Annotated in this window: 14 protein-coding genes and 1 pseudogene; 5 read left to right on the top strand and 10 right to left on the bottom strand. The window is 73.7% G+C overall.

Annotated elements, in window-relative coordinates:
• Positions 1 to 4: 4 nt before the first annotated feature.
• Genes AB0M82_RS04990 through AB0M82_RS05010 form a run of 5 tightly spaced genes read right to left on the bottom strand, consistent with a single transcriptional unit; the run spans position 5 to position 13,485 of the window.
• The gene (locus AB0M82_RS04990) at positions 5 to 1,174 is read right to left on the bottom strand and encodes a glycosyltransferase (RefSeq protein WP_364717791.1); all 1,170 of its coding nucleotides are present in this window, start codon (positions 1,172 to 1,174) and stop codon (positions 5 to 7) included.
• Positions 1,174 to 1,980: an alpha/beta hydrolase gene (locus AB0M82_RS04995; protein WP_364717792.1), complete on the bottom strand. Its 807-nt coding sequence runs from the start codon at positions 1,978 to 1,980 to the stop codon at positions 1,174 to 1,176. The genes AB0M82_RS04990 and AB0M82_RS04995 overlap by 1 nt, the downstream gene beginning before the upstream one ends.
• Entirely contained in the window at positions 1,977 to 2,303 is a 327-nt protein-coding gene (locus tag AB0M82_RS05000; RefSeq protein WP_364717793.1) for a phosphopantetheine-binding protein, read from the bottom strand. The genes AB0M82_RS04995 and AB0M82_RS05000 overlap by 4 nt, the downstream gene beginning before the upstream one ends.
• Positions 2,300 to 6,592 carry a beta-ketoacyl synthase N-terminal-like domain-containing protein gene (locus AB0M82_RS05005; RefSeq protein ID WP_364717794.1) on the bottom strand — a complete coding sequence of 1,431 codons (4,293 nt, stop codon included), beginning with the start codon at positions 6,590 to 6,592 and terminating at the stop codon, positions 2,300 to 2,302. The genes AB0M82_RS05000 and AB0M82_RS05005 overlap by 4 nt, the downstream gene beginning before the upstream one ends.
• 5 nt (positions 6,593 to 6,597) lie before the next feature.
• Entirely contained in the window at positions 6,598 to 13,485 is a 6,888-nt protein-coding gene (locus tag AB0M82_RS05010) for an SDR family NAD(P)-dependent oxidoreductase (RefSeq protein ID WP_364717796.1), read from the bottom strand.
• Positions 13,486 to 14,267: 782 nt separating this feature from the next.
• On the opposite strand from AB0M82_RS05010, the gene AB0M82_RS05015 reads away from it, so the two are divergent.
• The 4 genes from AB0M82_RS05015 (at position 14,268) to AB0M82_RS05030 (ending at position 20,110) form a co-directional block, all read left to right on the top strand.
• Positions 14,268 to 15,392 (top strand): pyridoxal-phosphate dependent enzyme, encoded by a 1,125-nt coding sequence (locus AB0M82_RS05015; RefSeq protein ID WP_364717798.1) that lies wholly within the window; start codon positions 14,268 to 14,270, stop codon positions 15,390 to 15,392.
• The gene (locus AB0M82_RS05020; RefSeq protein ID WP_364717800.1) at positions 15,389 to 16,006 is read left to right on the top strand and encodes a PAS domain-containing protein; all 618 of its coding nucleotides are present in this window, start codon (positions 15,389 to 15,391) and stop codon (positions 16,004 to 16,006) included. Before AB0M82_RS05015 ends, AB0M82_RS05020 begins: the two co-directional genes overlap by 4 nt.
• 138 nt (positions 16,007 to 16,144) lie before the next feature.
• Positions 16,145 to 17,149 carry a LacI family DNA-binding transcriptional regulator gene (locus AB0M82_RS05025; RefSeq protein WP_364717802.1) on the top strand — a complete coding sequence of 335 codons (1,005 nt, stop codon included), beginning with the start codon at positions 16,145 to 16,147 and terminating at the stop codon, positions 17,147 to 17,149.
• 114 nt (positions 17,150 to 17,263) lie between these two features.
• Positions 17,264 to 20,110, top strand: a complete 2,847-nt coding sequence (locus AB0M82_RS05030) for a glycoside hydrolase family 2 TIM barrel-domain containing protein (RefSeq protein WP_364717803.1) — start codon at positions 17,264 to 17,266, stop codon at positions 20,108 to 20,110.
• Positions 20,111 to 20,164: 54 nt separating this feature from the next.
• Here the strand turns inward: AB0M82_RS05030 and AB0M82_RS05035 are convergent, their stop codons facing one another.
• Positions 20,165 to 20,860, bottom strand: coding sequence for a TetR family transcriptional regulator (locus AB0M82_RS05035; RefSeq protein WP_364717804.1), 696 nt, complete (start codon positions 20,858 to 20,860; stop codon positions 20,165 to 20,167).
• An 89-nt stretch (positions 20,861 to 20,949) separates the two neighbouring features.
• Here AB0M82_RS05035 and AB0M82_RS05040 point away from each other — a divergent pair, with 89 nt between their 5' ends.
• On the top strand, positions 20,950 to 22,086 hold the full coding sequence (locus AB0M82_RS05040) for an FAD-dependent monooxygenase (protein WP_364717805.1): 1,137 nt from the start codon (positions 20,950 to 20,952) through the stop codon (positions 22,084 to 22,086).
• Between the two features lie 216 nt (positions 22,087 to 22,302).
• Here AB0M82_RS05040 and AB0M82_RS05045 read toward each other — a convergent pair whose 3' ends face one another.
• The 4 genes and pseudogenes from AB0M82_RS05045 to AB0M82_RS05060 all read right to left on the bottom strand — a co-directional run.
• Positions 22,303 to 24,531, bottom strand: coding sequence for a glycoside hydrolase family 15 protein (locus tag AB0M82_RS05045; RefSeq protein ID WP_364717806.1), 2,229 nt, complete (start codon positions 24,529 to 24,531; stop codon positions 22,303 to 22,305).
• Positions 24,532 to 24,641: 110 nt separating this feature from the next.
• A complete protein-coding gene (locus AB0M82_RS05050; protein ID WP_364718024.1) occupies positions 24,642 to 25,337 on the bottom strand; it encodes a TetR/AcrR family transcriptional regulator in 696 nt (231 codons plus the stop codon).
• A gap of 239 nt (positions 25,338 to 25,576) precedes the next feature.
• Positions 25,577 to 26,059, bottom strand: coding sequence for a nucleoside deaminase (locus AB0M82_RS05055; RefSeq protein ID WP_364717808.1), 483 nt, complete (start codon positions 26,057 to 26,059; stop codon positions 25,577 to 25,579).
• A gap of 179 nt (positions 26,060 to 26,238) precedes the next feature.
• A pseudogene (locus tag AB0M82_RS05060) lies at positions 26,239 to 26,337 on the bottom strand (thiamine pyrophosphate-binding protein); the annotation flags it as partial.
• Position 26,338: the final 1 nt, after the last annotated feature.

Raw genomic sequence — 26,338 nt, forward strand, 5'->3', positions numbered from 1 at the left:
ACTTTCACGGGCGCAGCCGCGCCAGGCTTTCCAACGCGAGCTGTTCCAGATGCCCGGCGGCCGCGGCACTTCCGCCCGCCGCGTGGAACGAAGCCGCCACGGTTTCCGCCGCCCGGCGGTACGACGGCTCCGTGAGCACCTCAGTGACCGCCGCCGCGATGCGGGGCGCGTCCGCGCGGCCGAAGCGCAGCCGGATCCCGGCGCCCGCCGCGACCACCTGGGCGGCGACGATCGGCTGGTCGTCGCGGATCGGGGCCACCACGAGCGGCAGGCCGTGCCACAGCGTCTCGCAGACGGTGTTGTGGCCCGCGTGGCACAGCACCGCGTCCACCCGCGGCAGCAACGGCAGCTGCGGGACCCGCGGGCACACCAGGACGTTCGGCGGGACCTCGCCGAGCACGCCGCCTGGGTCGGCGATCACCGCGCGCGCGGCCAGCCCGGCGAACGCCTCCGCCGTCGCGGTCAGGAACTCCGCGCCCGCGCCGGTGTTGGCCGTGCCGAGGGAGACCAGCACCGTCGGGCAGAGCGGGTCGAGCCACTCCCACGGGAAGTCCGTTGTGGACGGACGCGAGCCGAGCGCGGGCCCGACGAGCCGGGTGCGCGGGGGCAGCTCGGCCGAGCCGAGCAGCTCGCTGGTGGTGAAGGCGAGCACGCCGTGGGGCGAGAACCGGGGATCCGCCGAGCCGCGGCCGCCGGCGACCCGCGCGCGCAGGCCGGCCAGCAGCTCGCCGACCCACTCCGCGACCTTCGGCATCCCGGCGAGCGGGTCGGTCAGCTCGGCCGACGTCGTCGCCGAGGTGACCCACGGCAGGCCGCGGGCTTCGGCGAGCAGGCCACCGGCGAGGGCCTGCTGGTCGGCGACGACGACGTGCGGTCCGAACGCGTCGATCGCCGCGTCCACCCCGGGCGCCATCGCGTCGGCCAGCGGGACGAGGAAGTCCTGCCAGAGGAACCGCAGCGCGGCGGGTCCCTTGAGCCCCGGCGGTCGTTCGGCCACGCCGGCGGGGAGGGCGCACGAGAACACGAGCGCGTCCGGGCCGGCCAGCTGCCACAGCAGCTCGGCGTGCCCGGCCCAGGCGACCTCGTGCCCGCGCGCGGTGAGCTCGGCCGCGACGCCCGCGGCCGGGTTGACGTGCCCGACCAGCGGCGGGACGACGAACAGGAACCGGCCCACTAGCGCACCCGCGCCGCGACGCGCGAGGTGTCACGGACCCACTCGAAGATCAGCTCGATGGTCTCGTCGGTCCGCTCGACCAGCACCGAGTGGCCCTGGTCGGGCAGCACGACGGTGCGGCACCGCTCCAGGTGCGCCTCGAAGTGCGGCACCTGCGCGGCGAGTCCCGAGTCGCCGCCGAAGATGGCGAACACCGGGCAGCGCACCGCCGAGAGGTCGGCCGCGATGGTCGCGCTGCGCGGGATGTCCTCGGCGATCGTGGTGGTCTGGAGGATCCGGTTCGCCGCCTTCGACAGCCGGGCGGTGTGCGCGCCGTGGTTGTCTTCGATCCAGCCGATCACCTCGTCGATGGCCAGCCGGGTCTTCGCGTCGGCGAGACCGTCGGCCATGTGCCGCGTCCACTCCTCGGTCGGTGGTTCGCCTTCGATCACGACGACGCTCGCGACGCGGTCGGGCCGGGCGGCGGCGAGCCCGAAGGCCACCGAGCTGCCGAAGGAGTTGCCCACCACATGCACCAGCCGCGTGACACCGCAGGCGTCCAGGACGGCGACGAGGTCGTCGACGAACTGCTCCAGGCGGTACCCGGACTCCGGCCGGGTCGTGCGGCCGTGCCCGCGCAGGTCGTACATCAGCACGTCGAGCCCGCGCGCGGCGAAGGCCGGGCCGAGCGTGAAGTAGTAGCTGGCGAGGCTGTCGGTCAGCAGGCCGTGGACGCACACGACGATCGGCGCGTCCCCGTCGAGCGGCACTTCCGGGGCGAGCCGTTGGACGTGCACGTCCAGCTCGCCCGCCCGGACGCGGCTCACGCCGTCGCCCGCAGCGAGGCGACGATGTACCGGACGAGCTCGCCCACGGTCAGCGCGATGATCTCCTCGAGGTCGCGCTCGGCGATGAACGTCGCGAAGTTGACGCGGTCGCCGTAGTGCTCGCGCAGCTGCCCGGACAGCGCCACCAGGTCGACGCTCTCCAGTTCGAGGTCGTCGTGGAAGGTCGTGTCCATGGTGATTTCGCCGGTGTCGTCCTCGTCGAGGCCGTACTCTTCCAGCAGCGCCCGCAGCATTTCGCCGAGCTGAGCCAGGACGGCCACCTCGTCGGTCGCCCCCTGGACAGCCGTGGTTTCGATGCTCATTCCGCAGTCTCCTTCGTCTCTTCGGTCCAGGCGACGACGTAGCGGCGCGGCGGCGCGCCGGGCGGGTTCTCGCTGTCGGCGCAGCACACGTGGTGGTCGCGCCCGGCGACGCGGACGACGAGTTCGTCCGGCGCGGCCGCGACGACCGCGAAGTCCCGGGGTTCGCCGCGAAGGCCGGTGCCGCGCAGCTTCGCGACGGCTTCCTTCGCGGTCCAGAACCGGGCGAACCAGCGGTCCGGATCGCCGGGAAGGCTCGCGTACAGAGCCAGCTCCGCCGCGCCGAGTGCCGCGTCCACAGTGGACTCCGCACGCGGCACGACCTCTTCGACGTCGATGCCGCACAGCCCGAACCGGGCGATCGCCACCCCCGCCTCGGCCCGGTGCGCCACCGAAATCGTCAAGGGCGGCAGCTCCCGGCCGTAGGCGCCGGTCGCGAACGGACGGCCGGTGTCGTCGTTGCCGATCCGCAGTTCGGCCGGGAACATCTCCGACTCGCCCCGGGCCCAGAGGAACTGGCGCACCGCGTCCTTCGCCGCGATCCGGCCGAGCAGCCACTGCCGCCGCCCGCGCGGCGGACGGCGTTCGTAGGCGCCGCGTTCGGGGCCGGCGAGGTAGTTGCGCATGATCAGCTCGCGGGTGGCCAGGTCCGGCCACTGCTCGTGCACGAGTGCCCAGCCGCCCGGCTGCTCGACCGACAGCGTCGAGCGCTCGGGGGTCCGGTCGGCCTGGCGGATGTGCGGGGTGCTGTCGAACCGCCGGTCGCGCCAGCCGGTGAACTCGGCCCAGACCTGTCCGTTGTGGACGATCTGCATGTCGGCGTCGAGGAACTCGTCGGTCAGCGCGGTGATCCGGACCAGGCACTCCAGCCGCTCCCCCGGCGCCGGGTGCGGGCCGTGGAACCGGATTTCGCGCATGGCGACCGGGAAGACGGTCGTGCGTTCGGGCTGCCGGGACATGATCCAGTAGCCGAGCACCTGGCCGACGTTGTCGAGCAGCGCGCCCGGCGCGGCCGGCGTGGTCAGCACGGCCCGCACGTGCCGGTCGCCGACGGCCGTCAGCTCGGTGACACCCTGGAAGCGCGGGCCGTGGAACATCCAGCGGTCGCCGTACAACTGGGCCGCCGTCATCTCCGGCACCTGCTCCGCCGACGCCGGGAACCGCCACGGCGCGGGGGCGTCCGCGGGGTAGGCGGTGGCGAGTTCCACGACCGCCTGGGAGTAGCCCTCCAGGGCCGCGAGCACCCGGTCGGCGCCGTGGGGCCGGACCCGGACCGGCACCGTGACGGCCGGGACCGCCGTGATCCACTGGCTGAGCCGGACGTCGTGCACCGCGACCGCGCGGCGGCCGGGCGCGGCCTGCTCGGCGAAACCCATCAGGTGGTCGATCACCGTGGTAGCCGGCACCACCGGCCATCGGTCGCCCGGATCGGCCTGCGGTGGCTGCTTGAAGAAGCAGTGGTCGAGCAGGTACGGCATCGCTTCGACCGAGACGCTGAGTGTGGTGTCCAGCGGCTTTGGCGCCGGAAGGCGGCGTGCCGGCCCGGCGAGCACCGTGGACGCCAGCTCGGCGGTGTCCTCCAGCAGCCGGGCGAACTCCGCGGCCAGCGGTCCCTTTCCGGCCAGGTCGCCCACCGTGGACCGGTGGGTGGCCGGCAGCGCGATCCGCGCGCGGACCTCTTCGTCCAGGGAGATCAGGTGGCCGCCCAGGTCCAGTTTGACCAGCCGGTGCGCGGCCGGGCGGCCACCGCCGCCGGGCAGGCGGGCGAAGTCGACGTCGAGGCCGTCAGCCCACAGCGCGGTCGCGACCCGGCGCAGCTGCGCGAGGCCGGGGCGGTGCGCCGAGTGCGCCGCCACGACCAAGTGCTCTTCCCCGTGCAGGGTGTCGCCGACCAGGGAACCGAGCTGTCCCGCGCCGAGCTGGACGAACGCCCGGAACCCGGCGGCGTGCAGCGCCCGGACGAGCGGGCGGAACCGGACCGGTTCCAGCAGGTGCCGGACGAACAGCTCGCGGACCTCCGCTTCGGCGGCCGGGTACTCCGACACCGTGGTCGCCGACCAGAGCGGCACGTCCGGCGGGTGCAGGGTGAACCGTGCGGCCGCCTCGCGGATCGGGTCCAGGTACGGCCGCAGCATCGGGGTGTGGAAGCCGGACCGGAACGGCAGCACCTGCGCGACGATCCCCGCGGTCCGGAACCGGCTGACGAGCGTGCCGACCGCCGCCGCCGGACCGCAGATCATGGCCTGGTTGGGCGAGTTGTCGTGGGAGAGCACGACGTCCGTGCGCCCGGCCAGCTCCTCGAGCACCCGGGGCGCGGGTGCGCCGACCGCGGCGAAGGTGAGCCCCGGGACGACGAGGGCGTCCGGGTCGAACCCGGCGAGAAAGGCATCGACCTCCGCTTCGGCGTGCACGCCGGCCACGGCCATCGCCGTCCATTCACCCAGGCTGTGCCCGGCGACGGCGTCCGGGGTGACGCCGATCCGCCCGAGGGCGGCGTGCAGCAGCCTGCCCAGCTCGAACACCGCGGCGCCCTGGCGGCCGACGTCACCGACCTCGACGTCGCCGTGCTTCCAGGGCAGGCCGAAGTGGCGGGCGACGTCGCCGCAGTTCAGCGTCAGCTCCGACTCCAGGCCGGGGAAGACGAACGCGACCTTGCCGCCGCCCGGCCCGAGCAGAGGGCGGTCGGCGAACCACACGTCGTTGCGGCCGCGCCAGGCCCGGCCCCGCGCCAGTGCCTTCCTGGCCAGGGCCAGCCGCTTCTCCGTCGGGTCGACGATGCCGAGCCGGACCGGCCCGTCGCCGGTCTCCTGGGGTCCGGGGCGGTCGAACAGGTCACGCAGCGCCTCGACGGTCGGGGCGGCGAGCCTCAGCACGCGTTCGGGCTCACGCACCACGACGGCCGGCACCGCCCGGTCCGGCGCCTGTTCCAGCACGACGTGGGCGTTGATCCCGCCGAAGCCGAACGCGTTGACCCCGGCGCGGCGCACCGCGGCGTCCCACGGCGCCGCGGTGTCCAAAGTGGAGAAGCGGGTCTTCGCCAGCGCCGGATGCGGGTCGTCGCAGTGCAGGGTGGGCAGCAGGACGCCGTGGTGCACGGCCAAGGCCGCCTTGACCAGCCCGGCGACACCGGCCGCCGGCATCGTGTGGCCGATCATCGACTTGACCGAACCGAGCACCGCGCTGCCCGCCGGGCCGAACACCGCTTCCAGGGTGGCCAGTTCGGCCGCGTCGCCGGCCGGGGTCGCGGTGCCGTGGGCCTCCAGGAGCCCGATCGAATCCGGGGCGGCGGGGTCGAGGCCCGCCGCGGCCCACGCCTGGCGGACCGCCCGGACCTGGCCGCCGGAGTCCGGGCTGGCCAGGCTGGCGGTCCGGCCGTCGGAGGCGACGCCGGTGCCGGTGATCACGGCGTAGACGCGGTCGCCGTCCCGCTCGGCGTCGGCGAGGCGTTTCAGCACGACGACGCCGGTGCCCTCGCCGATCAGCACGCCGTCGGCGTCGCGGTGGAACGGGCGGATGCGCTCGGACGGCGACAGCGCGCCGAGCTGGTTGAACACGCTCCAGAGGGTGATGTCGTGGCAGTGGTGCACCCCGCCGGCGAGCACGACGTCGCAGCGGCCGGTGGCGAGTTCCCGCACGGCGTGGTCGACGGCGATCAGCGAAGACGCGCAGGCGGCGTCCACCGTGTACGCGGGGCCCCGCAGGTCGAGGCGGTTGGCCAGCCGTGACGCGGCCAGGTTGGGCACCAGGCCGATCGCGGATTCCGGCGCCTCCGGGCCGAGCTGGTCGGTGAAGGCCTGCCGGACGGCGTCGAGGCGCGCGGGGTCGAGGTCGGGCAGCAGCTCGCCGAGCGTGCGGACGAGCTGGCTGGCGGTGCGGACGCGCTGGTCGAGGCGGACCAGCCCGGGTGTCAGGTAGCCGCCGCGGCCGAGCACGACGCCGATCCGGCCGCGGTCGGCGGGCAGCCGGTCCTGGCCGCCCGCGTCCGCGACGGCCTGCGCCGCGACCCGCAGCGCGATCAGCTGGTCGGGTTCGGTGGCGGACACCGAGTTCGGCATGATCCCGAACCCGGTGACGTCCACTTCGGCCAGTTCGTCGACGAACCCGCCGCGCCGGCAGTAGACCCGATCGGCCCGCCGCTCCGCGTCCGGTGCGTAATGCGCGCCGTCCCACTTCTCCGGCGGCACTTCGGTGATGGCGTCGACGCCGCCGGCGAGATTGCGCCAGTACGTCGCCAGGTCCGGCGCGCCGGGCAGCAGCACCGACATCCCGACGATGGCCACGGGGTCCGGCATCCGCGTCACCAGCCCGAAGCGGTGTGGACGACGGCGGCGGTGTCCTGGCGGCCCCACGCCAGCTCGCGGAGCAGGCCGAGGGCGCCCTCCTCCGGGTCGATCAGCGCGATGCCGCGGCGGGCGTAGTCGCGCATCAGCGCGGGCGTCACCATGCCGTCGTGGTCACCGGTCGGCGCCCACGGTCCCCAGTGGACGGTCACCGCGCGTCCGGCTGGCCACCGCCTGCCGAGTGCCTCCAGCGCGTCGTTGGCGGCGGCGTAGTCCGACTGGCCGCGGTTGCCGAGCGTCGCGGCGATGCTGCCGAACAGCACCACGAACTTCGGCTCGTCCGGCAGGTCGGCCGTCGCCTCCAGCAGGGTCCGGGCGCCGTCGACCTTCGTGCCGTACACGCGGTTGAACGACTCCGGGGTCTTCTCGGCGACCAGCTTGTCCTCGATCACCCCGGCCGCGTAGACGATGCCGTCGAGGCGGCCGTGCTCGGCGTGGATCTCCTTGACCGCGCGGTGCACGGCTTCGGCGTCGAGCATGTCGACGGACTGGTAGCGCACCGGGCTGCCGAGGGCTTCGAGCTCGCGCAGCGTCCGGCGGACTTCGCGTTCGCCCTCGATCCGGCGCACAGTCCGTTCGATCTCGGCGGGACTGTTCAGCCCGCTCGCAATCAGGGCGGCGCGCAGTTCCTTGGCGTCCTTCGCCCGCGGGAACTCGTCGCCGGCGGCCGGGACCGGCGTCCGGCCGAGGAGTTCGACGCGGCAGCGGGCCGCCGCGGCCAGGGTGGCGGCGAACCGGGCGGTGATGCCCTTGGCGCCGCCGACGAGCAGGACGACGGAGTCGCGGTCCAGGCCGATCGCGGCCGCCTCGGCGGCGCCGTCGCCCGCCGGGCCCGCGCCGCTGGTGGCGAGCGGGCCGAGTTCCCGCTCGGTCATCCGGAAGCCCCTGCGGGCCCCGCCTTCGCGGACCACGACGGGTTCGCGGTCCACAGTGGACAACTCGGCGACGAGCGCGGCCGCGCTTTCGTCGGTGGTGGCGCCCGGCGGCAGCTCGACCACTCTGGCCAGGGTGTCCGGGTACTCGCGGGCGATGCTGCGGTGGAACCCGCGCAGGCCGTCGCCGGGTCCGGCGGTCAGCAACCAGGCCGGGTCCCCGGCGAGGGCGGCACGGTAACGGGGGAAGGCGGCCGGCAGCACCGGCCCGGCCGCCGGGAGGTCGATCACCCCGTCGAACCCGGCGCGGACGTCGTCGGCGATCTCGGCCGTCGCGCCCAGACCGGTGAGCCGGGTCCGGACGGCTTCGGCCAGCGGGCCGGAGCCGAGGACGAGGAACTTCCGGCCGGCGACCTCGGGCGTCCCGGCGGGTGCCAGGTCGACCTCGGCCATGACCAGGCGTTTCGGCGCGACGATGACCGGCGTGGGCCCGGCTTCCGGCGCGGGTTCGGACGTTGCGACTTCCGGCTTCGCGGATCCCGCGTCGAGGAGGTCCGCGATCGCCGCGGCCGTGCGGGCCTTGGCCAGTTCCTCGACGTCACTACCGGTGTCCAGGTTCAGCCGGGTAGCCAGTTCCCCGGCGATCTCGGCCCGCTTGATCGAGTCGATGCTCAGGTCGGCTTCCAGATCGAGATCCGGCTCGATCATCTCCACCGGATAGCCGGTCCGCTCCCCGATCACCTCGACGATCGTCTCCAGGACAGAGCGCCCCAATGTGGCGTTCGGTGCGTCCAACGCACCCAATGTGGCGTTCGGTGCGTTGGACGCAACCAACGCCACATTGGGGCGCTGGTCACCGATCAGCTCCGCGATCGCCGCCGCCGTCCGGGCCTTGGCGAACTCCTCGACGTCACCGCCGGCGAGCCCCAGCCGGGACGCGAGCTCGCCCGCGATCTCCGCGCGCTTGATCGAGTCGATGCTCAGGTCGGCTTCCAGATCGAGATCCGGCTCGATCATCTCCACCGGATAGCCCGTCCGCTCCCCGATCACCTCGACGATCGTCTCCAGCACCGAGCGCCCCAATGTGGCGTTCGGTGCGTCCAGCGCACCCAAAGTGGCGTTCGGTGCGTCCAGCGCAACCAACGCCACATTGGGGCGCTCGGACACGGCCCGAACCGGGGCGTCGCTGCCGAGGAAGCCGAGGAGCACGTCGCGCTGGGCGGCGATCATTTCCCGGCTCGTGCGGAGGAAGTCGGCGACCAGCGCCTCCGACGCCGACCCCGTCGCCGCCTCGGGCGCCGGGGCGGCCAAGCCGAGTGAGAGCCGCTCGGCCGGGCGCAGGGCGCCGGCCGGGATCGTGCCGTCCGCGGTGCGGAGCAGGTGGCCGTCGACCGTCCACCCGGGACACTTCGGACGCGGGGTGGCCGCCGCGTCGACCGCGTCGCGGCCGCGGAACAGCCAGCCCGTCTCGACGGCCACCCCGGCCACCGCCAGCTGGGCGAGCGCGCCGAGGAAGCCCGGGAGGCCGCGGCGGCCCGGCTGCTCGAAGCCGACCGTCCGGTGTGGCCGGTCGCCGAGGATCGCGCCGACCTGCCTGGCCAGCACCGCACCCGGCCCGGCCTCGACGAACACCCGCGCGCCGGCCGCGTACATCGCCTCGACCTGCTCGACGAACCGGACGGGCGCGCCCAGTTGCGCGGCCAGCTCGCCGCGGATCTCGTCGGGATCCGCCGGGTAGGGGCCGGCGGTCCGGTTGCCGTAGACCGGGACGGCGGGGCGCACGACGCCGATCGCGCCGAGGGCGCGGCCGAACGCCTCCCCCGCCGGAGCCACCAGGGGACTGTGGAACGCGCACGCGACCCGGATCCGCTTCGCGCCGAGCCCGGCGGCGCGCAGCTGCCCGACGGCGGCTTCGACGTCGGCGGTCGGCCCGGAGATCACCGTCTGTTCCGGCGAGTTGTGGTTGGCCAGGACGACGGCGGCGAGCCCGGCGTCGGCGAGGACCTTGCCGGTCTCGGCCGCGCCCGCCGAGACCGCGGCCATCGCGCCCGGATCCCCGTCCGGGACGGCGTCGACGATCGCCCCGGCGCGGGCGTGACTGGCGTGCAGCAGTGCTTCGGGGGTGAGCGCGCCGGCCGCGGCCAGCGCCGTCAGTTCGCCGTAGCTGTGCCCGCCGACCATCCCGGGCCGCACCCCGGCGCGGGTCAGCAGCCGGAACGCGGCCAGCCCGGCGAGGCCGAGCGCGGGCTGGGCGACGCGGGTGTCGGTGACGCGGTCGGCGGCGTTCTGCCGGGCCTGCTCCCCGAACGCCGCCGGGCCGAACACGACGTCGGCGGTCGGCGGGTCCAGCCGCAGGTACCGCTGCAGCTCGGGGAAGGTGACGAACAGCTCGGCGAACATGCCCGGCCGCTGGCTGCCCTGGCCGGGGAACAGCACCGCGACCTCGCCCGGTTCGGCCGGGCCGGCGCGGTACACCCCGGGCACATCTCGCCCGTCCAGTGCCCGGCGCAGCAGCCCGGTCAGCTCGTCCACAGTGGACGCGACGACGGCGAGCCGGACCGGCCGGCCCTCGGCTCGCCGCGACGCGCTCAGCGCCAGGTCGCGCAGCCGCCACGGCCGGTGCCCGGCGGGCACGTCTTCGGCCAGCGCCAGCAGGTCGCGGGCGGCCGCGTCGGTGGCGAAGAGGAACAGCTCGGCCGGCCACTCGTCGGCCGCCTGCGCCGGCGGGACACTGTCGTGCGCGCCGAGCACGACGTGGAAGTTCGTGCCGCCGAAGCCGAACGCGCTGACCCCGGCGAACCGTTCGGCGGGCGGCGCGGCCCACGGCTGCGCCGCCGACTGGAACACGAAGGGGCTGGTGCCGGGATCCCACGCGGGGTTCGGCGAAGAAAGGTGCAGTGTCGGCGGTTTGACGCCGGTGTGCAGCGCGAGCGCGGTCTTGATCAGCCCGGCCAGTCCCGCGGCGCACTTGGTGTGCCCGATCTGCGACTTCACCGAGCCGATCGTGCACCCGCCCGGCGCGGCGCCGGCCTCGGTGAACACCTTCGTCAGCGTGCCCAGCTCGGTCCGGTCGCCGACGACGGTGCCGGTGCCGTGCGCCTCGACCAGCCCGACGCGCGCGGGCGAGACGCCGGCGTTGCGGTAGGCGCGGGTCAGCGCGGTGTGCTGGCCCTCCGGCCGGGGCGCGGTGAGGCCGAGCGCGCGGCCGTCCGATGCCGCGCCGACGCCCTTGATCACCGCGTAGACCCGGTCGCCGTCGCGTTCGGCGTCGGCCAGGCGCTTCAGCGCGACGCAGCCGACACCTTCGCCGAGCGCGATGCCGTCCGCGGCGCTGTCGAACGTCGCGGACCGGCCGGTCGGCGAGAGGGCGTGCGCGGAAGCGAACAGGAGGTAGTCGTTGATGCCGTTGTGCAGGTCCGCGCCGCCGCAGAGGACGAGGTCGCTGGTGCCGGCGGTCAGCTCCTTGCAGGCGACGTCGACCGCGGTCAGCGACGACGCGCAGGCGGCGTCGACGGTGTAGTTCGCGCCGCCCAGGTCGAGCCGGTTGGCGATCCGCCCGGCGATGACGTTCGCCAGCACGCCGGGGAAGGAGTCGTCGGTGATCCGCGGCAGCCGCTCGTCGAGCGCGGGCGGCAGTTCGCCCAGGTAGGACGGCAGCACGGTGCGCAGCGTCATCGCGTTCGACAGGTCGCTGCCCGCCTCGGCGCCGAACACCACCGACGTCCGGGCCCGGTCGAAGGCGCGGTCGGCGTAGCCCGCGTCGGCCAGCGCGCGGCGCGCGGCCTCCAGCGCCAGCAGCTGCACCGGTTCGATGCTGGCCAGCGACGACGGCGGGATGCCGTAGCGCAGCGGGTCGAACCCGATCTCCGGCAGGAATCCGCCCCAGCGCGACGGTGTGCGCTCGCCCTGGCCGTCCGCGTCGTAGTACAGCTCGGTGTCCCAGCGCTGCGGCGGGACTTCGGTGACGGCGTCGGCGCCGGCCAGCACGTTCGCCCAGAACGTGGCCAGGTCGGGCGCCTGCGGGAACATGCAGGCCATCCCGACGATCGCGATGTCCAGTGGCGCGGGCGCGGGCGGTTCCGGCGTCGCGACGCCGAGTCCGGCGGCCCGGGCGCGCAGGAATTCGTTCGCGCCTTCACCCACCGCGTGGTGCAGGTCGGCGATCGTCGTGACGGCCGAGCGCAGCACCGCGACTTCGCCCGCCATGAACATGCCTTCGGCGAGCTGCCGGTCCTCGCCGACGTCGCGCAGTTCGGCGCCGACGCGCTCGATGCCCTTGCTCGCCAGGCGGAGGCGGCCGACGTTCAGGGTTTCGAGCTGCTCCCAGGCGTCCCGGCTGGGTACGCCCCGCTCGGCGAGGTCCGCCTTGATCGCCGCGTACTCCTCGGTGAACGGGCTGCGGACGCAGCGGGTGGCGTGGCCCGGCGCGGTTTCGAGGAGATCGGTGTGCTCGGCGCCGAGCAGGCGGCGCTGGAACAGCGGGAGCACGGCGCCCGCGTCGACGGCCTCGCGGGTGAAGAGGTAGGCGGTGCCCATCAGCACCCCGATCGCCGCGCCGCGCGCGGCCACCGGCGCGGCGAGGGCGGCCACCATCGCGGCCGAGCGCTCGTCGTGGATCCCGCCCGCGAACAGCAGCCGCAGGTCCGCTGCGGCATCCGGGGCCGCCGCGAGGAAATCGGCGAGGACGCCGAGCTGGGCCTCCCACAACGGGAAGCTGGTGCGGGGCCCGACGTGGCCGCCGCACTCCGACCCTTCGAAGACGAACTTGCGGGCACCGGCCTGCAGGAACTGCTTGAGCAGCCCGGGCGAGGGCACGTGGAGGAAGGTCGCGATGCCGGCGTCCTCGAGGGCCGCGGCCTGGGCCGGGCGGCCGCCGGCGATGATCGCGTGGGTGGGCCGCAGTTCGCGGATCACTTCGAGCTGCGCGGACTTGACGTCGTCGGCGGCGAAGCCGAGGACGCCGACACCCCAGGGCGCGCCACCGACGGCTTCGCGGGTGCGCTCCAGGAGTTCGCGGGTCTGCTCCGGGCCGGACAGGGCCAGCGCGACGAACGGCAGCGCCCCGCCCGCGGCGACTTCGGCGGCGAACGCGGGCTGGTCGCTGACCCGCGTCATCGGTCCCTGGGCGATCGGCAGCGTCGTGCCGAGCGCGCGGCTGCCCGCGCTGCCGGGGCCCAGCACCGGGATTTCCGTGCGCAGCGCCTCGCCGACGGCCTCGCGAAGACCACGCACCGCCGCGGTCACCGTGCCCCAGCGGTCGCGGAAGCGGGTGGCGAGGAAGACGTCCTGGCCGGCTTCGAGCGGCTCCGAACCGCGCCGCGCCAGGACGCGGACACCGTCGGCGACGATCGTTTCCGAACCGTCGAGGCCGGTGAGGGCGCCGGTGAGCGCCGACGGCAGCTCGGCCTCCGGCAGCAGGGCGAGCTGGGTGTCGACGACGACCCCGGCCGCCCCGCCCGCGACCGCGGCCGCTGCGGTGTGCGGCCCGATCCCGCCGGCCGCCCACACCGGGACGTCCAGGGCTTCGTCGGCGAGCAGGGCCTGCAGCAAGACGAACGTGCTCAGTTCACCTGTCCGGCCACCGCATTCGTGACCGCGCGCGATCAGGCCGTTGGCGCCGCCGTCGACCGCCCGCGCTGCTCCCGCGCGGCTGGTGACCTCGGCCAGCACGCGCCGTCCCGGGAAGTCCCGCGCCGTGCACGGGGAGTCTTCGGTCAGCAGGACGGTGGTCGCGCTTTCGGGCAGCTCCGCGGCCGTGACCGGACGCGTGAGCCGGACGCCGAACGCCGGCACGCCCCATTCCCCCAGCAGCGCGAGCTCGTCCGTGGCCGCGGTGCCCGGGCCGGTCAGGTCGAGCACGCCGAGCCCGCCCCCGCGGGCCGCGGCCGCGACTCCGCGCGCCGACGGCCACCGGAGTGGCGACACGGCAACGACGAGCGCGGCCGATACGCGGTCGTCTTTCGAGACACGCATGGGAACTCCCGCTACGCACGAAAGGGTGATGGGCAACGGGAGTACTTAAGCGGGTTCCTTCCATGCCGTCAACAACCCGACACGATTTCATAGCGGAGGTTCAGAAAAATCGGGATCGACCAGCCCGGGGACGCAAGAATTTAACGCCGGCGTCACGTTCCGCACGACGGGATGGCGCGTGGATTGCCGTCCGGACGGATGATCACCGCCTGACCGATGTGGCCCGGTGGTCCACCCGCCTCGCGCCACCGGACGGCGCAAGCCATCCCGCCCGGTGGACGCAGTGCGGTTGGCCACGCCGGCCCACGCCGAACGGCGGGCCCTCGTTTCCCGCGGGCCACGACGGCGTGTCCCGGCGGTAAACCGGCCGCACCGCCATCGGCCATCCGTGAACGATTTTCGGATATCCTTCCACCCGTTCATGACGACAGTTTCTCCGCAATTTTCAGAAGCCCCGAAGAATGGGGCCGGAAACGTCCGGTCCGGCCGCGCCCGGCCCGGAGGTCCACTGTGGATTCGGCGGCGGCCGGTGTTCTCCGTGCTCACACGACCACCACCGAGAAGGTCCGGCGTCCGGCGGACCGCCCACACCACGCCGGACCGGCGACGACAACCGGTATTCGGACGGACACCATCGGTCGGTTGCCGACCCACCATCAGGTGACGGTGATCGAAATCTTCCCCCGTGGCGTTACGGACTTTGCTGAGAAGAAGCTGAACGCGTTTCGCGTACTTGCGAGTAGCCTGGACACATCGTCTAAGCTTCGACTGACTGTCCAGTGATGGCGGAGGTGGGCGTGGAGTACTGGTACAGCGACGAGCGCTCGGGAACGCGCTACCCGGGTGATCCGTTGCGGTGGCGCGGCGACGACGGCGCCCCGGTGACCGTCGCCGCACTGGCCGGGCTGGGCCCCGGCGACGTCGACACCGGCGTCCGGTCGCTCTGGCGGTACCGGGCCGCCCTGCCCGGCGACCTGCGTCCGGTTTCGCTCGGCGAGGGCTGCACCCCGCTGGTCCCCCGGACCTGGGGCGACGCCGAGGTCCGGTTCAAGCTGGAGTGGTTCAGCCCGACCGGCAGCTTCAAGGACCGCGGCTCCAGCGTCATGATCTCCGCGCTGGCCGGCGCCGGTGTGCGGCACCTCCTGGAGGACAGCTCCGGCAACGGCGGCTCGTCGGTCGCGGCCTACAGCGCCGCGGCCGGGATCGCGGCGACCGTCCTGGCGCCCGAGGGAACGTCGCCCGCGAAGGTCCTGCAGACCCGCGCGTACGGTGCGGCCGTCGAGCTGGTGCCCGGCACGCGTGACGACACCGCCGCCGAAGCCGTCCGGCGCTCGGCCCGCACGACCTACGCGAGCCACAACTGGCACCCGTTCTTCCTGCAGGGCACCAAAACCCTCGCCTACGAGCTGTGGGAGGACCTCGGCTTCCGCGCGCCGGACGCCGTCGTCACGGTGGCCGGCGCGGGCAGCATCGTGCTGGGCTGCGACCTCGGGTTCGGCGAGCTGCTGGCCGCCGGGTCGATCACGCGGCGCCCGCGCCTGCTCGTCGCGCAACCGCGGAACTGCTCCCCCCTCGACGCGGCCTTCCACGACCGGCCGCCACCGCCGTTCGCCCCGACGGTCGCCGAGGGGACGGCGATCCGCCGGCCGGTCCGGCTGCCGGAGGTCGTCGCGGCGATCCGGCGATCAGGTGGCGACACGGTCGCGATCGGCGAAGACGCCATCGCCGCGGCCGCCCGCCGCCTGGCGTCCCTCGGCCTCTACGCGGAGCCGACCAGCGCGACCGCCGCCGCGGCCATCGACGTGTTCCGCGACCGCGGCGCGATCCGGCCGGGCGAGACCACCATCGTCGTGCTCACCGGCTCCGGGCTCAAGGCGCCCGACCGGCTGCGGGAGCTGGTCGGATGACCGAGGACGAGCTGCTGCTGCGCGAAGCCGAGAAGATCGCCCACGCCGTCGGCCGGATGTTCCCCGGCCTGTGCGAGGTCGTGCTGCACGACCTGCGCGACCCGGCCCACGCCGTGCGGGCGATCGAAGGCGGGCTGTCCGGGCGCGCCGTCGGCGACCCCGCGACCGAGCTGGGCCTGGCCCGGATCGCCGATCCCGGGTTCCCGGACGTGCTGCAGAACTACCCGAACCGCTTCCCCGACGGCCGGCCGGCGAAGAGCACGTCGATCGGCATCCGCAACTCGGACGGCGAGTACGTCGCGGCCTTGTGCCTCAACCTCGACGTCTCCCTGCTCGGCTCGGCGGCCGGCGCCCTGACCCGCCTGGTCCGCACCGACGAACCGGCTCCCCTGGCCGAGACGCTGCGCGCCCGCACCGGCGACGAACTGCGCGCGCTGGTCGAGGACTACGCGACCGAGCGCGGCCACACCCCGCGCAGCCTGCCGCCGGCCGGGAAGAAGGACCTCGTGCGGTCGTTGAAGGAGCGGGGGTTCCTGGAGCTGAAGAACGCGGTGCCGGCGCTGACCGACCTGCTCGGGATCTCCCGCGCCAGCGTCTACAACTACCTGCGCTGACTCACGTCCTCGGTGTCGCCTTCTCCTCGATCCCGGTGCCGGTGGTGGTGCCGGCGGTTCGTCGCGAACGCATCCCGGCCGGGTAGCGCGGCGGCCGCGGGCGGGCATACTCGACCTCGGCGGCGGAGGAGGTGGGCGGTGTCTTCGAGCACGGAACCGCGGCGGGTGACGATCCACGACGTCGCCCGCTCGGCCGGCGTCTCCCGGCAGACCGTGTCGCGGGCGCTGAACGACAAGGCCGAGATCGACGGCTCGACCAAGCAGCGCGTCCTCGACGCCGCCCGCGAGCTCGGGTACCGCCCGAGCCGCTTCGCCCGCGGCCTGGTCCGGCCGGAGACCACGACGATCGGCTTGGTGGTGCCGGACCTGCTCAACCCGTTCTTCACCGAGGTCGCCTCCGGCGCGCTGGAGGCGGCCCGGGCCCGCGGCTGGCACGTGGTCGTCTACGACACCGCCGGCGACGCCGAGCAGGAGCTCGCCACGCTGCGGGTGATCGGCGCCCAGGTCGACGCGGTCGTCGGCTACTTCAGCCGGTCCGACGAAGACCTCGACCGCCTGACCCCGGGCATCCCGGTGGTGCTGATCGGCCGCGAGCCGCGCACCCCGCGGTTCAGCGGCATCGGGATCGACGGCGAGGACGGCGTCCGCGAAGCCGTCGCCCACCTGGTCTCCCGCGGGCACCGGCGGATCGGGATGCTCGACTACAGCGGCCGCTCCGAGCCGAGCGTCCGCCAGGTGTGGTTCCGCCGGGCCGCCGCCGAGTGCGGGGTCGCGGTGCACCCCGGCTGGATCGTCGGCGCCGCCCAGACCGTCGACGGCGGCGGCGCGGCGCTGGCCACCCTGCTCGCCGCCCACCCGGACGTCACCGCCGTGTTCGCCTTCAACGACGTGATCGCCATCGGCGCCCTGCGCGAGGCCCGCCGGTTCGGCCTGCGCGTGCCCGCCGACCTCGCGGTGATCGGGTTCGACGGGCTGGCGCTGGGCACCCTGGTCGAACCGGAGCTCTCCAGCGTCGCGCTCGACACCCGCGCGCTCGGCGCGCTGGCCGTCGAGCAGGCGGCGCGGCTCGTGACCGGGGCCACGCCCCTCGAACCCGCCGAGCTGATCGTCCGCGCCGGGCTCCACCTGCGGGAATCCGCCTGATCGCTTGACACCCGCGCACGCCGCCAAGCACACTGCCGGACGGTCCGTGAACGTTCACGGGAACGTTCACGGCCGCGGTCACGGTAGGGCCCGCACGGGCGGAAAGGGACCCCCATGTCGTACGTCGAAGACCCGGCCCCCGGCCACGGTTCGGTGCCCCCGCGCGCGGCCTTCAGCTCCGACGCGCCGTCACTGTCGCTGAACGGCACCTGGCGGTTCCGGCTCTCGCCGGGCGTCGCCGCCGCTCCCGAGGGCGTCGAACGCGACGACTTCGACGACTCGGCGTGGGACGAGCTGCCGGTGCCGTCGCTGTGGCAGCTGCACGGCCACGGCCGGCCCGCCTACACGAACGTGGACTACCCGTTCCCGGTCGATCCGCCGCACGTGCCGTCGGACAACCCGACCGGCGACCACCGGCTGCGGTTCGCCCTGCCCGCCGGCTGGCCGGCCGGGCCCGCCGTGCTCCGCTTCGACGGGATCGACTCGTGCGCGCGGATCTGGCTCAACGGCACCGAGCTCGGCGTCACGAAGGGGAGCAGGCTGCCGTCGGAGTTCGAGGTGGGGGCGCTGCTGCGGCCGGCGGACAACGTCCTCGCCGTGCGCGTGCACCAGTGGTCGGCGGGCAGTTACCTCGAGGACCAGGACATGTGGTGGCTGTCCGGGATCTTCCGCGCCGTCACCCTGCTCGCCCGGCCGTCCGGCGGCATCGGCGACTACTGGGTCCGCGCGGACTACGACCACCAGGCGGGGCTGGGCACGATCCAGGTCGAGACCGGTCCCGGCGTCGTGCTGGACATCCCCGAGCTGGGCGTCGCCGGGCACCCGGCCGGGGAGGCGCTGACCCTGCCGGTCGAGCCGTGGAGCGCGGAATCGCCGCGGCTGTACGCGGGCACGCTGTCCACTGTGGCCGAACGGGTGCCGGTGCGGATCGGCTTCCGGACTGTGACGATCGAGGACGGGCAGCTCAAGGTCAACGGCCGCCGGCTCCTGCTGCGCGGGGTGAACCGCCACGAGCACGACCCGCGCACCGGCCGCGCGGTGTCGCGGGAGACCGCGCTCGCCGACGTCCTGCTCATGAAGCGGCACAACGTCAACGCCGTCCGGACCAGCCACTACCCGCCCGACCCGGCGTTCCTGGAGCTGTGCGACGAGTACGGCCTGTGGGTGATCGACGAGTGCGACCTGGAGACCCACGGCTTCGGGCCGCTCGGCTGGGAGCGGAACCCGAGCTCCGAGCCGATGTGGGCCGAGGCCTACCTCGACCGGATGCGGCGCACCGTGGAGCGGGACAAGAACCGGCCCAGCGTCATCCTCTGGTCGCTCGGCAACGAGAGCCACACCGGGGAGAACCTGGCGCGGATGGCGGAGTGGGTGCGCCACCGCGACCCGACCCGGCCGGTGCACTACGAGGGCGACCAAGAGTGCTCCTATGTGGACGTCCACAGCCGGATGTACGCGTCCCACGAGGAGGTCGAGCGGATCGGCCGCCGGGAGGATGGCAACGCGCGCCGCCGGGACCTGCCGTTCGTGCTGTGCGAGTACGGGCACGCGATGGGCAACGGCCCGGGCGGCCTGGTCGAATACCGGGAGCTGTTCGAGCGCTACCCGAACTGCCAGGGCGGGTTCATCTGGGAGTGGATCGACCACGGTCTGTCCACTCCGGACGGTTTCGCCTACGGCGGTGACTTCGGCGAACAGATCCACGACGGCAACTTCGTCATCGACGGCCTGGTCTTCCCGGACCGGACGCCGTCGCCGGCGCTGACCGAGTACGCGAAGATCATCGAGCCGGTCCGGATCTCGTCCGGCTCGTCCGGTATCGAGGTGTCGAACCACTACGACTTCCTGACCACCGAGCACCTGACGTTCGGCTGGGTCCTCGAGGTCGAAGGACTCACCGTCGCCCAGGGCACTCTCGACGTTCCGGTCGTCCACTCCGGACAGAGTGTTTCGGTGCCGTTCCCGTCGCTGCCGCCGGCCACGGGTGAGTCGTGGCTGACCGTCTCGGCGTCGTTGACCGCCGCGGCTTCGTGGGCGCCGGCCGCGCACGTCGTCGGGTGGGGGCAGGTGCCGGTGTCGGCTGCTCCGGCCCGGCCGTCGCCCACGGCGCGCGGTCCGGTGTTCCGCACCGCCGGACGGCTGTTGCTGGGCATCGGCGAGTTCGACCCGTTCTCGGGCCGCCTGACCGCGCTGGGCGGTCAGGACGTGGAAGGCCCCCGTCTGGACGTCTGGCGCGCGACGACCGACAACGACCGCGGCGCGTTCCCGGGCCCGCCCGAGGCTTCGCGATGGCGCGAGGCGGGCCTGCACCGGATGCAGCACCGGGTCATCGAGGTCGACGCCGACGGCGACGAACTCGTGGTCCGCACCCGCGTCGCCCCGCCGGCGCAGCCGTTCGGCCTGTTCGCGGACTACACGTGGACGGCGTTCGCCGACCGCCTGCGGCTCCGGGTGGAGGTGACGCCGGACGGTTCGCTGCCGGGCACGCTCCCCCGGCTCGGCCTGGCGATGGCGGTCCCGGGCGCGCTCGGCTCGGCCGAGTGGTTCGGCGGCGGCCCCGGCGAGGCGTACCCGGACAGCCGCCAGGCGGCCCGGATCGGCCGGTTTTCGAGCAGCGTCGACGGCCTGCAGACGCCATACGTCTTCCCGCAGGAGAACGGCAGCCGCGCGGGAGTTCGCTGGGCGCTGTTCACGGCGCCGGACGGAACCGGTCTCCGCGTCGACGGCGACCCGGAGTTCGCCTTCACGGCCCGCCGCTGGACGACCGAGGCCTTGGAGGAAGCCCGGCACACGCGCGATCTCGTGCCGGGGAACCTGGTGCACCTGACGCTGGACGCGGCCCGGCACGGGCTCGGGTCGGCGTCCTGCGGGCCCGGGGTGCTGCCGGCGTACCGCCTCGTGCCGCAGAAGACCGAGTTCACGCTGTGGTTCCGGCCCGTGGCGGGTGGTGTCGCGAACTGAGACCGCCGGGGCCCTCCGGAGCCGCCGTCTCAATATGTCTCATAAAGCGTCTCATTATTCCGCGCCCGGCAGGTGACGGTAGATCGTCGCGCGGGAGACGCCGAGCTCGGCCGCGATGTCCGCGGGCGCGCGGCCGGCGTCGTGGAGGCGCTGGGCCGCCTCGATCGTCTCCGGGCTCATCACGGACGGCCTGCCGCGGCGGCCGCGGGCCTTGCCCTCGGATCCGGCGGCGGAGAACAGCCGGGCGACGCCATCGAGGACCGCGGCGCGGAGCTCGCCGACCGCGGCGTCGGCGAACAGCACGACCGGGTCGCTGAGCATCGCGATCGCCTGCGCCGCGCGAACCCGGCCCGCGAAGTCCGCGTCCGGCCCGGCCACCAGGGCGTTGGCCTGGAGCATGCCGTCGCGGAACCGTTCGAACGCCTCGGCCGACGCGGTCAGGCCGAGGTCACGCAGGTTCATCCGCAGCAGGTACCGGTGCGCCAGCCAGACGTCCAGCAACCCTTCGATCGCCGCGCGCCGGGCGTCGGCGGCCTCCGCCGCCTTCGCCAGCGCCGTTTCGAACTCGGCCAGCATCGGCTCGGCCAGCGCCGTGACGATGTCGGCCTTGCCGGGGAAGTGGTAGAGCACCGCGGTCTTGGTCACGCCGACGCGTTCGGCCAGCTCCCGCACCGAAGTCGCGTGGTAGCCGCGCGCCGCGAACTCCTCCAGCGCGGCGCGCAGGATCCGCGCGCGGGTGTCGTCCGTCATCACGCGAGCCTAGCCGGTTGCCTGACCGGCGGACAGGCGTGTACGGTCGCGACTGACCGATGGTCAGGAACCGTTGATGGGGGTACGCCATGACCGAGCAGACCGTACTGATCTCCGGCGCCGGGGTCGCCGGACCGACGCTCGCCTACTGGCTGGCCCGCGCGGGCTTCCGGCCCACCGTGGTGGAACGCGCCGCCGGGCTGCGCTCCAGCGGCAGCCCGGTCGACGTCCGCGGGCCGGCCGCGCGCGTCGCGGACCGGATGGGCATCACCGAGAAGCTGCGCGAGGCGAGCACCGACGCCACCGCGATCAGGTTCGTCGACGGCAAGGGCCGCCGGACCGGGCGAGTGGCCATGAACAGCGGCGGCGACATCGAGATCCCGCGCACCGACCTCGCAGCGATCCTGCACGACGCCGCCCGCGACCACGCCGAGTTCGTCTTCCACGACTCGATCACCGGGCTCCGCCAGGACGACGGTGGCGTCGACGTCACGTTCGACCGGGGTGCCCCGCGGCGCTTCGACCTCGTGATCGGCGCCGACGGCCTGCACTCCGCGGTGCGGCGGCTCGCGTTCGGCCCCGAACGCGAGTTCGTCGAGCACATGGGTGTCTACATCGCGACGCTGCCGCTGGCCGGACCGACGGCGGACCGCACCGAAGTCGTCATGTACAACTCCCCCGGCCGCGCCGTCGCCGTGCACCCGTCCCGCGGCCGCGGCATCGCAGCCTTCATGTTCCGCGGCGATGCGCTGCCGGGCTTCGACCACCGCGACACCGGGCTGCACCGGCGGATGCTCGCCGAGGCGTACGCGGGCGCCGGCTGGCGCGTGCCCGAACTGCTCGAGCAGGTGCGCGAGGCGGACGACCTCTACCTCGACTCCGTGAGCCGGGTGCGCATGGACACCTGGGCCGCCGGCCGGATCGTCCTCGCCGGCGACGCGGCGTCGTGCGTGTCGCTCTTCGGTGACGGCTCGACGCTGGCCATGACCGGCGCCTTCACCCTCGCCGAAGAACTGGGCCGCACCCCGGACGACGCCGCCGCGGCGTTCCGGCGCTACGAAACCACGCACCGGAAGCTCGTGGATCCCAAGCTGCGCAACGTTTCCACGGCCGCGGCCCTGCTGATCCCGGCCACCCGCGGCGGCCTGGCCGCCCGCAACCTCGGCACGCGGCTGCTGCCGATGGTCACCGCCGCGCGCCGCCTGGTTCCCGCCTGCGCCGCCTGACCCGCGAAGACAAGCGCCCCAATGTGGCGTTGGTTGCGTCCAACGCACCCAATGCCACATTGGGGCGTTCGGCGAGCTGGGGGGGTCCGGAGGCGCGCCGTCAGCCCCGCAGCATGGGCGGGTACAGCAGCTCCGCCTTGCCCCGCCGGTAGAGCTAGGCCGCCGTCGCGGGTCGTCGTGCGGCCCGTGAGCTCCAGGAGGCCGGGCCCGTGCGGCTCAGGTGCCGTAGCGGGCCTTGACGATCGACGGCGTGTCGAGGTTGTGGCCCGCGTCCATGCTCTGGGCCAGCCGCAGGTACTGGCCTTCGGCCCACATCAGCGGGCCCGCGCTGCCGGTCGGCCGGCCCAGTCCGAAGCAGCCGACGTCCGCGCGGTCCCAGACCTGCTCCGGCACGAAGTACCCGTCGTTGGCCGAGTCCGCCATGGACTTGAGGTACACCGCCGCCGAGCGGCCGTTGGCCAGCTCGTACTGGCCGCGCTCCCCCGACAGCACCGGCCACAGCCGCCCGAACCGCTGACCGCCGCCCGCCGGCCAGCCACCGCAGTTCGCCGTGCTCTCGCCGTAGTTGTCGTGCGGGTAGCGGTGGAAGTAGACGTCGCCGTTCGGCAGCGTCACCTGTACCGCCGAGTTGCCGTCGGAGGCGGCGGCCGTCGGCGCGACCGAGTTCGCGATCGTGGCGTCGCCTGCCGGCCGGATCCCGAGCCGCACCAGGTCGAGGAACCCGAAGTCGGTGACGTCGTGCTCGTAGAAGCAGCCCTCGTCGAAGCAGATCGTGGCACCGTCGTTCGGGTTCCCGGCGCGGTCGAGCCGTTCGTAGTAGGTGTGCCCGCCCCAGTAGCCCGACGTCGTGACGGTCCAGCCGGCCAGCGAGTTCCGCCAGGAGTCCGCTGTGGACTCCCACGCCGTCGCACTCGCGGTGTCGCCGTTCGCCCGGGCCAGGGCACCGGCCGCGACCAGACCGGCGATCTCGGCCGCCACCGACGACGGCGACTTGCCGTACTGCTCTTCCCATCGTTCGGTGGTGTCGGGGCCGGACGAGACGATGTGGTTCGCCGTCGTCTTGACCTTGGCGTAGGTCGAAGCGTCGGTGAGGCCGGTCAGCCAGGCCAGCAGGATCGCGTCGGCGTCCTGGTCGAGCTGTTCGCAGCAGCCGAGCTGCTGCGCACTCGCCCCGGCGACGCCGGAAACCGGGCTGTAGCGCGGGAACGACCCCGCCGGGTACGTCGTGCCGTCGCCCGCCGTGGGACTGCCGACCCACTGCGAGTTCCAGAGGAACCGGGCCATCCGCTTGGCCTGGGCGCCGTCCCCGGCGGCCAGCAGGCCGGTCGCCTGCTGGTAGAGGTCACGGCCCCAGACGCGGTGGTAGCCGTCGTTGAGCTGGTCGCCGTTGGTGTAGTTGCCCCACGGCGTGGCCAGGCCCGCGACGCTCGCGCCCGGGTGCTGTTTGTCCTCGGCGGTCTTGAGCGCCATCGCCGCGACGTAGTAGGCGCGACGCCGTTGCGTGTCTCCCGACACGCTGGCCGGGGCGGGTTTCAGGCCGCCGACGTAGGAGTTCCAGCCGCCGCGGTAGGACGCCGACACGCTCGCGAACCCGCTGCCGAGTGACGCGCTCGCGGCCGACGCGGCCGACGCCGCGGTGCCGCCGTAACCGAGGGCGACGGTGAACATCGTGTCGGCGCCGACCGGGATCTGTCCACACTGGACGACGTTGCCGGTGCCCGAGATGGTGTCGAACTGGTTGTTCAGGTTCCTGTCGGCGCGCAGGTCGGTCAGGCAGTCGCTGGCCGCGCCGCTGTAGCCGTTGTCGTGCGCGGTGAACCCGGTCGAGACGCGCAGGGCGGAGACGACCGTGGTGGCCGCCCCGCCGAACAGCGTTTCGGTGCCGCTCGCCATCAGCGCTCCGGCGCCCGCGTCCCACCAGGCGTTGTCGTTCGCGCCGCCGCCGGCCATCGAGGGGTTGGCCAGAAGGTAGAGGCGGTAGCTTCCGCCGTCGAGGGACTGGAAGCGCGTGTTCGTGACGAGGGTCGCGCGGGCCGGGTCGGTGACGTAGCCGGTGGTGATCCGGTACTTGCCGCTCTTGGCGGTGTTGGTGACCGTGTACTGCAGCGCCTTCTCGTCGGGCATCGAGACGACGTGGTTCGTGGCGTCGCGTTCCAGGTCGACGAAGCTCGCCCCGTCGGTGACGACGAACTGCATGTCCTGCATGTTGGGCACGTCGGCGCGGGGGTAGAACACCTCGGAAGTGACGCCGTCGGCGACGGTGAACCAGACGGGGCTCCCGGTGGTGGCCGACGTGCCGAGCGCGGACTTGTCGCCCGTCGCCCACGAGGCCCCGCCGCCGCAGCAGTCGGTCGCGGTGCCGGCGGCCAGTGCCGTGCCGTGGAGTGCCCCGGCCAGCAGAATTCCCGCTCCGGCGCAGGCCAGTACTGCTTTCCACCTGATCATCGGGACCCTCCGACGTCGTCGTCAATATGTTGCGAGCCGCAATATATTGCGCGCCGGGATGATGACAGACGATGTCCGATCGGGCTTGACCGATCCAGTCCGAGTCCGGCTCAGGCGTCGGCGATGCGGTCCAGCCACTCCCCCAGCAGCACGCGCTCAGCCCCGGTGAGCGCCGTCGCCCCGTCGAGCCCGGCGCGCAGCGCGATCGCGCGTTCCGGGAGGTCGGACCCGGCCGGCTCCGTCTCACCGGTGAGGATCCGGGCCAGCACCGTCTCACGAGCGGTCTCCGACAGCTCCGGGTCGCGCTCGTCCTCCGGCGTCGCGATCAGCGACAGCACCACACCCATGCCGGTCGCGTGCACCAGCCGCGCCGCGCGTTCCACGCTCACCCGCAGGCGCCCCGCCTCCGCGACCCGCGAAACGATGCTCCTCAGCATCGCTTCCGCTTCCCGCGCCGCGGGCGACTGGCGACCCGGGCGGGCGTCGCCGTACATGAGTACGTAGAACTCCGGACGCGACAGGCCGAACTCCACGTGGGTGTCCCAGCCGCGCCGGAGGTCCTCGACCGGGTCACCGGTCGAGCCCATCGCGCGCTTGCTCACCAGGTACTCGTCGAATCCGTACGCGGCGACCGCGTCGAGCAGGCCGTCCTTGTCGCCGAAGAGGCGGTACAACGCCGGAGGCTGGACACCCGCGGCCGCACTCACCGCGCGGGTCGAGAGGCCGTCGCGCCCCTCCGCCGCGAGCAGCGCGGCCGCCGCCTCCAGGATCCGCTCGCGGGTGTCCACCGCCGTCTTCGTCGCCATGGTTCCGATGATAACAAAACGCGGGTAGCACTCGTCCGACATGTACGGCCCGGCCGACGAGGCCGAATCGGTCGCGACGGTCCACGCCGCCCTCGACGGCCGGCCGAGTCCCTGGGCGCCGCCGATGTCGAGCTGACGGCCGCCGACCTGGCCGAGGTCGAGGCCGCGGTTCCGGCCGGCGCCGCGGCGGGCGGCCGGTACGCCACCGCCCAGCTGGACCACCTGGACAGCGAAAAGGGTCAGTAGTCGGTGCGGTCGCTCTTGCCGAGCCACGCCGCGAACGGCGCGAAACCGTCCTTTGCGGACAGTCGCGACACGGGAACCGTCCAGGTCTCCCGGGGACGGTCGAACAGCTCGTAGAAGGCCCGGTCGTCGAAGCCGGCCTTGGCCGCGTCGTCGCGGTCGGCGGCGTAGATCACCTTGTCCACGCGAGCCCACAGCGCCGAGGACAGGCACATCGGGCACGGCTCGCAGCTGGAGACGAGCACACAGCCGTCGAGCTTGAACGTGCCGAGCGCCTGGCAGGCCGCGCGGATCGCGACGACCTCGGCGTGCGCGGTCGGGTCGAGATTGGCGGTGACGCGGTTGACGCCGGTCGAAACGATCTCGCCGTCCTTCACGATCAGCGCGCCGAAGGGGCCGCCGCCGTTCGCGACGTTGGTCTCCGCGATGCGGACGGCTTCGTCCAGCCATTCCTGTTCGGCGGAAATCGACGTGGTCATGGACGTCCTTTCGGGCTGCTTCGGCCTGAAGTACACACGCTGGGGTGTCGCCGTGACCACGGCAAAACCCCTGAAAGACGGGTGAATTCACGGCCCCGGTTTGTGCTTTCCGACAACCGCGTCCGTGCGCGCGGAAAGGCCGCCGGACGTGCCGATCGCGACGCCGACGTTGCCGTTCGGCCGTGTAGGGCGTTATACAGCGGGAGGATCCCGGCGCCCGGACAGCCGAAGACGGTGTCGACGCCTTCGCTCTCCAGGACGTCGACGACCGCTTGCATC

It is taken from the genome of Amycolatopsis sp. NPDC051128 (assembly GCF_040682715.1).
GTDB lineage: Bacteria > Actinomycetota > Actinomycetes > Mycobacteriales > Pseudonocardiaceae > Amycolatopsis.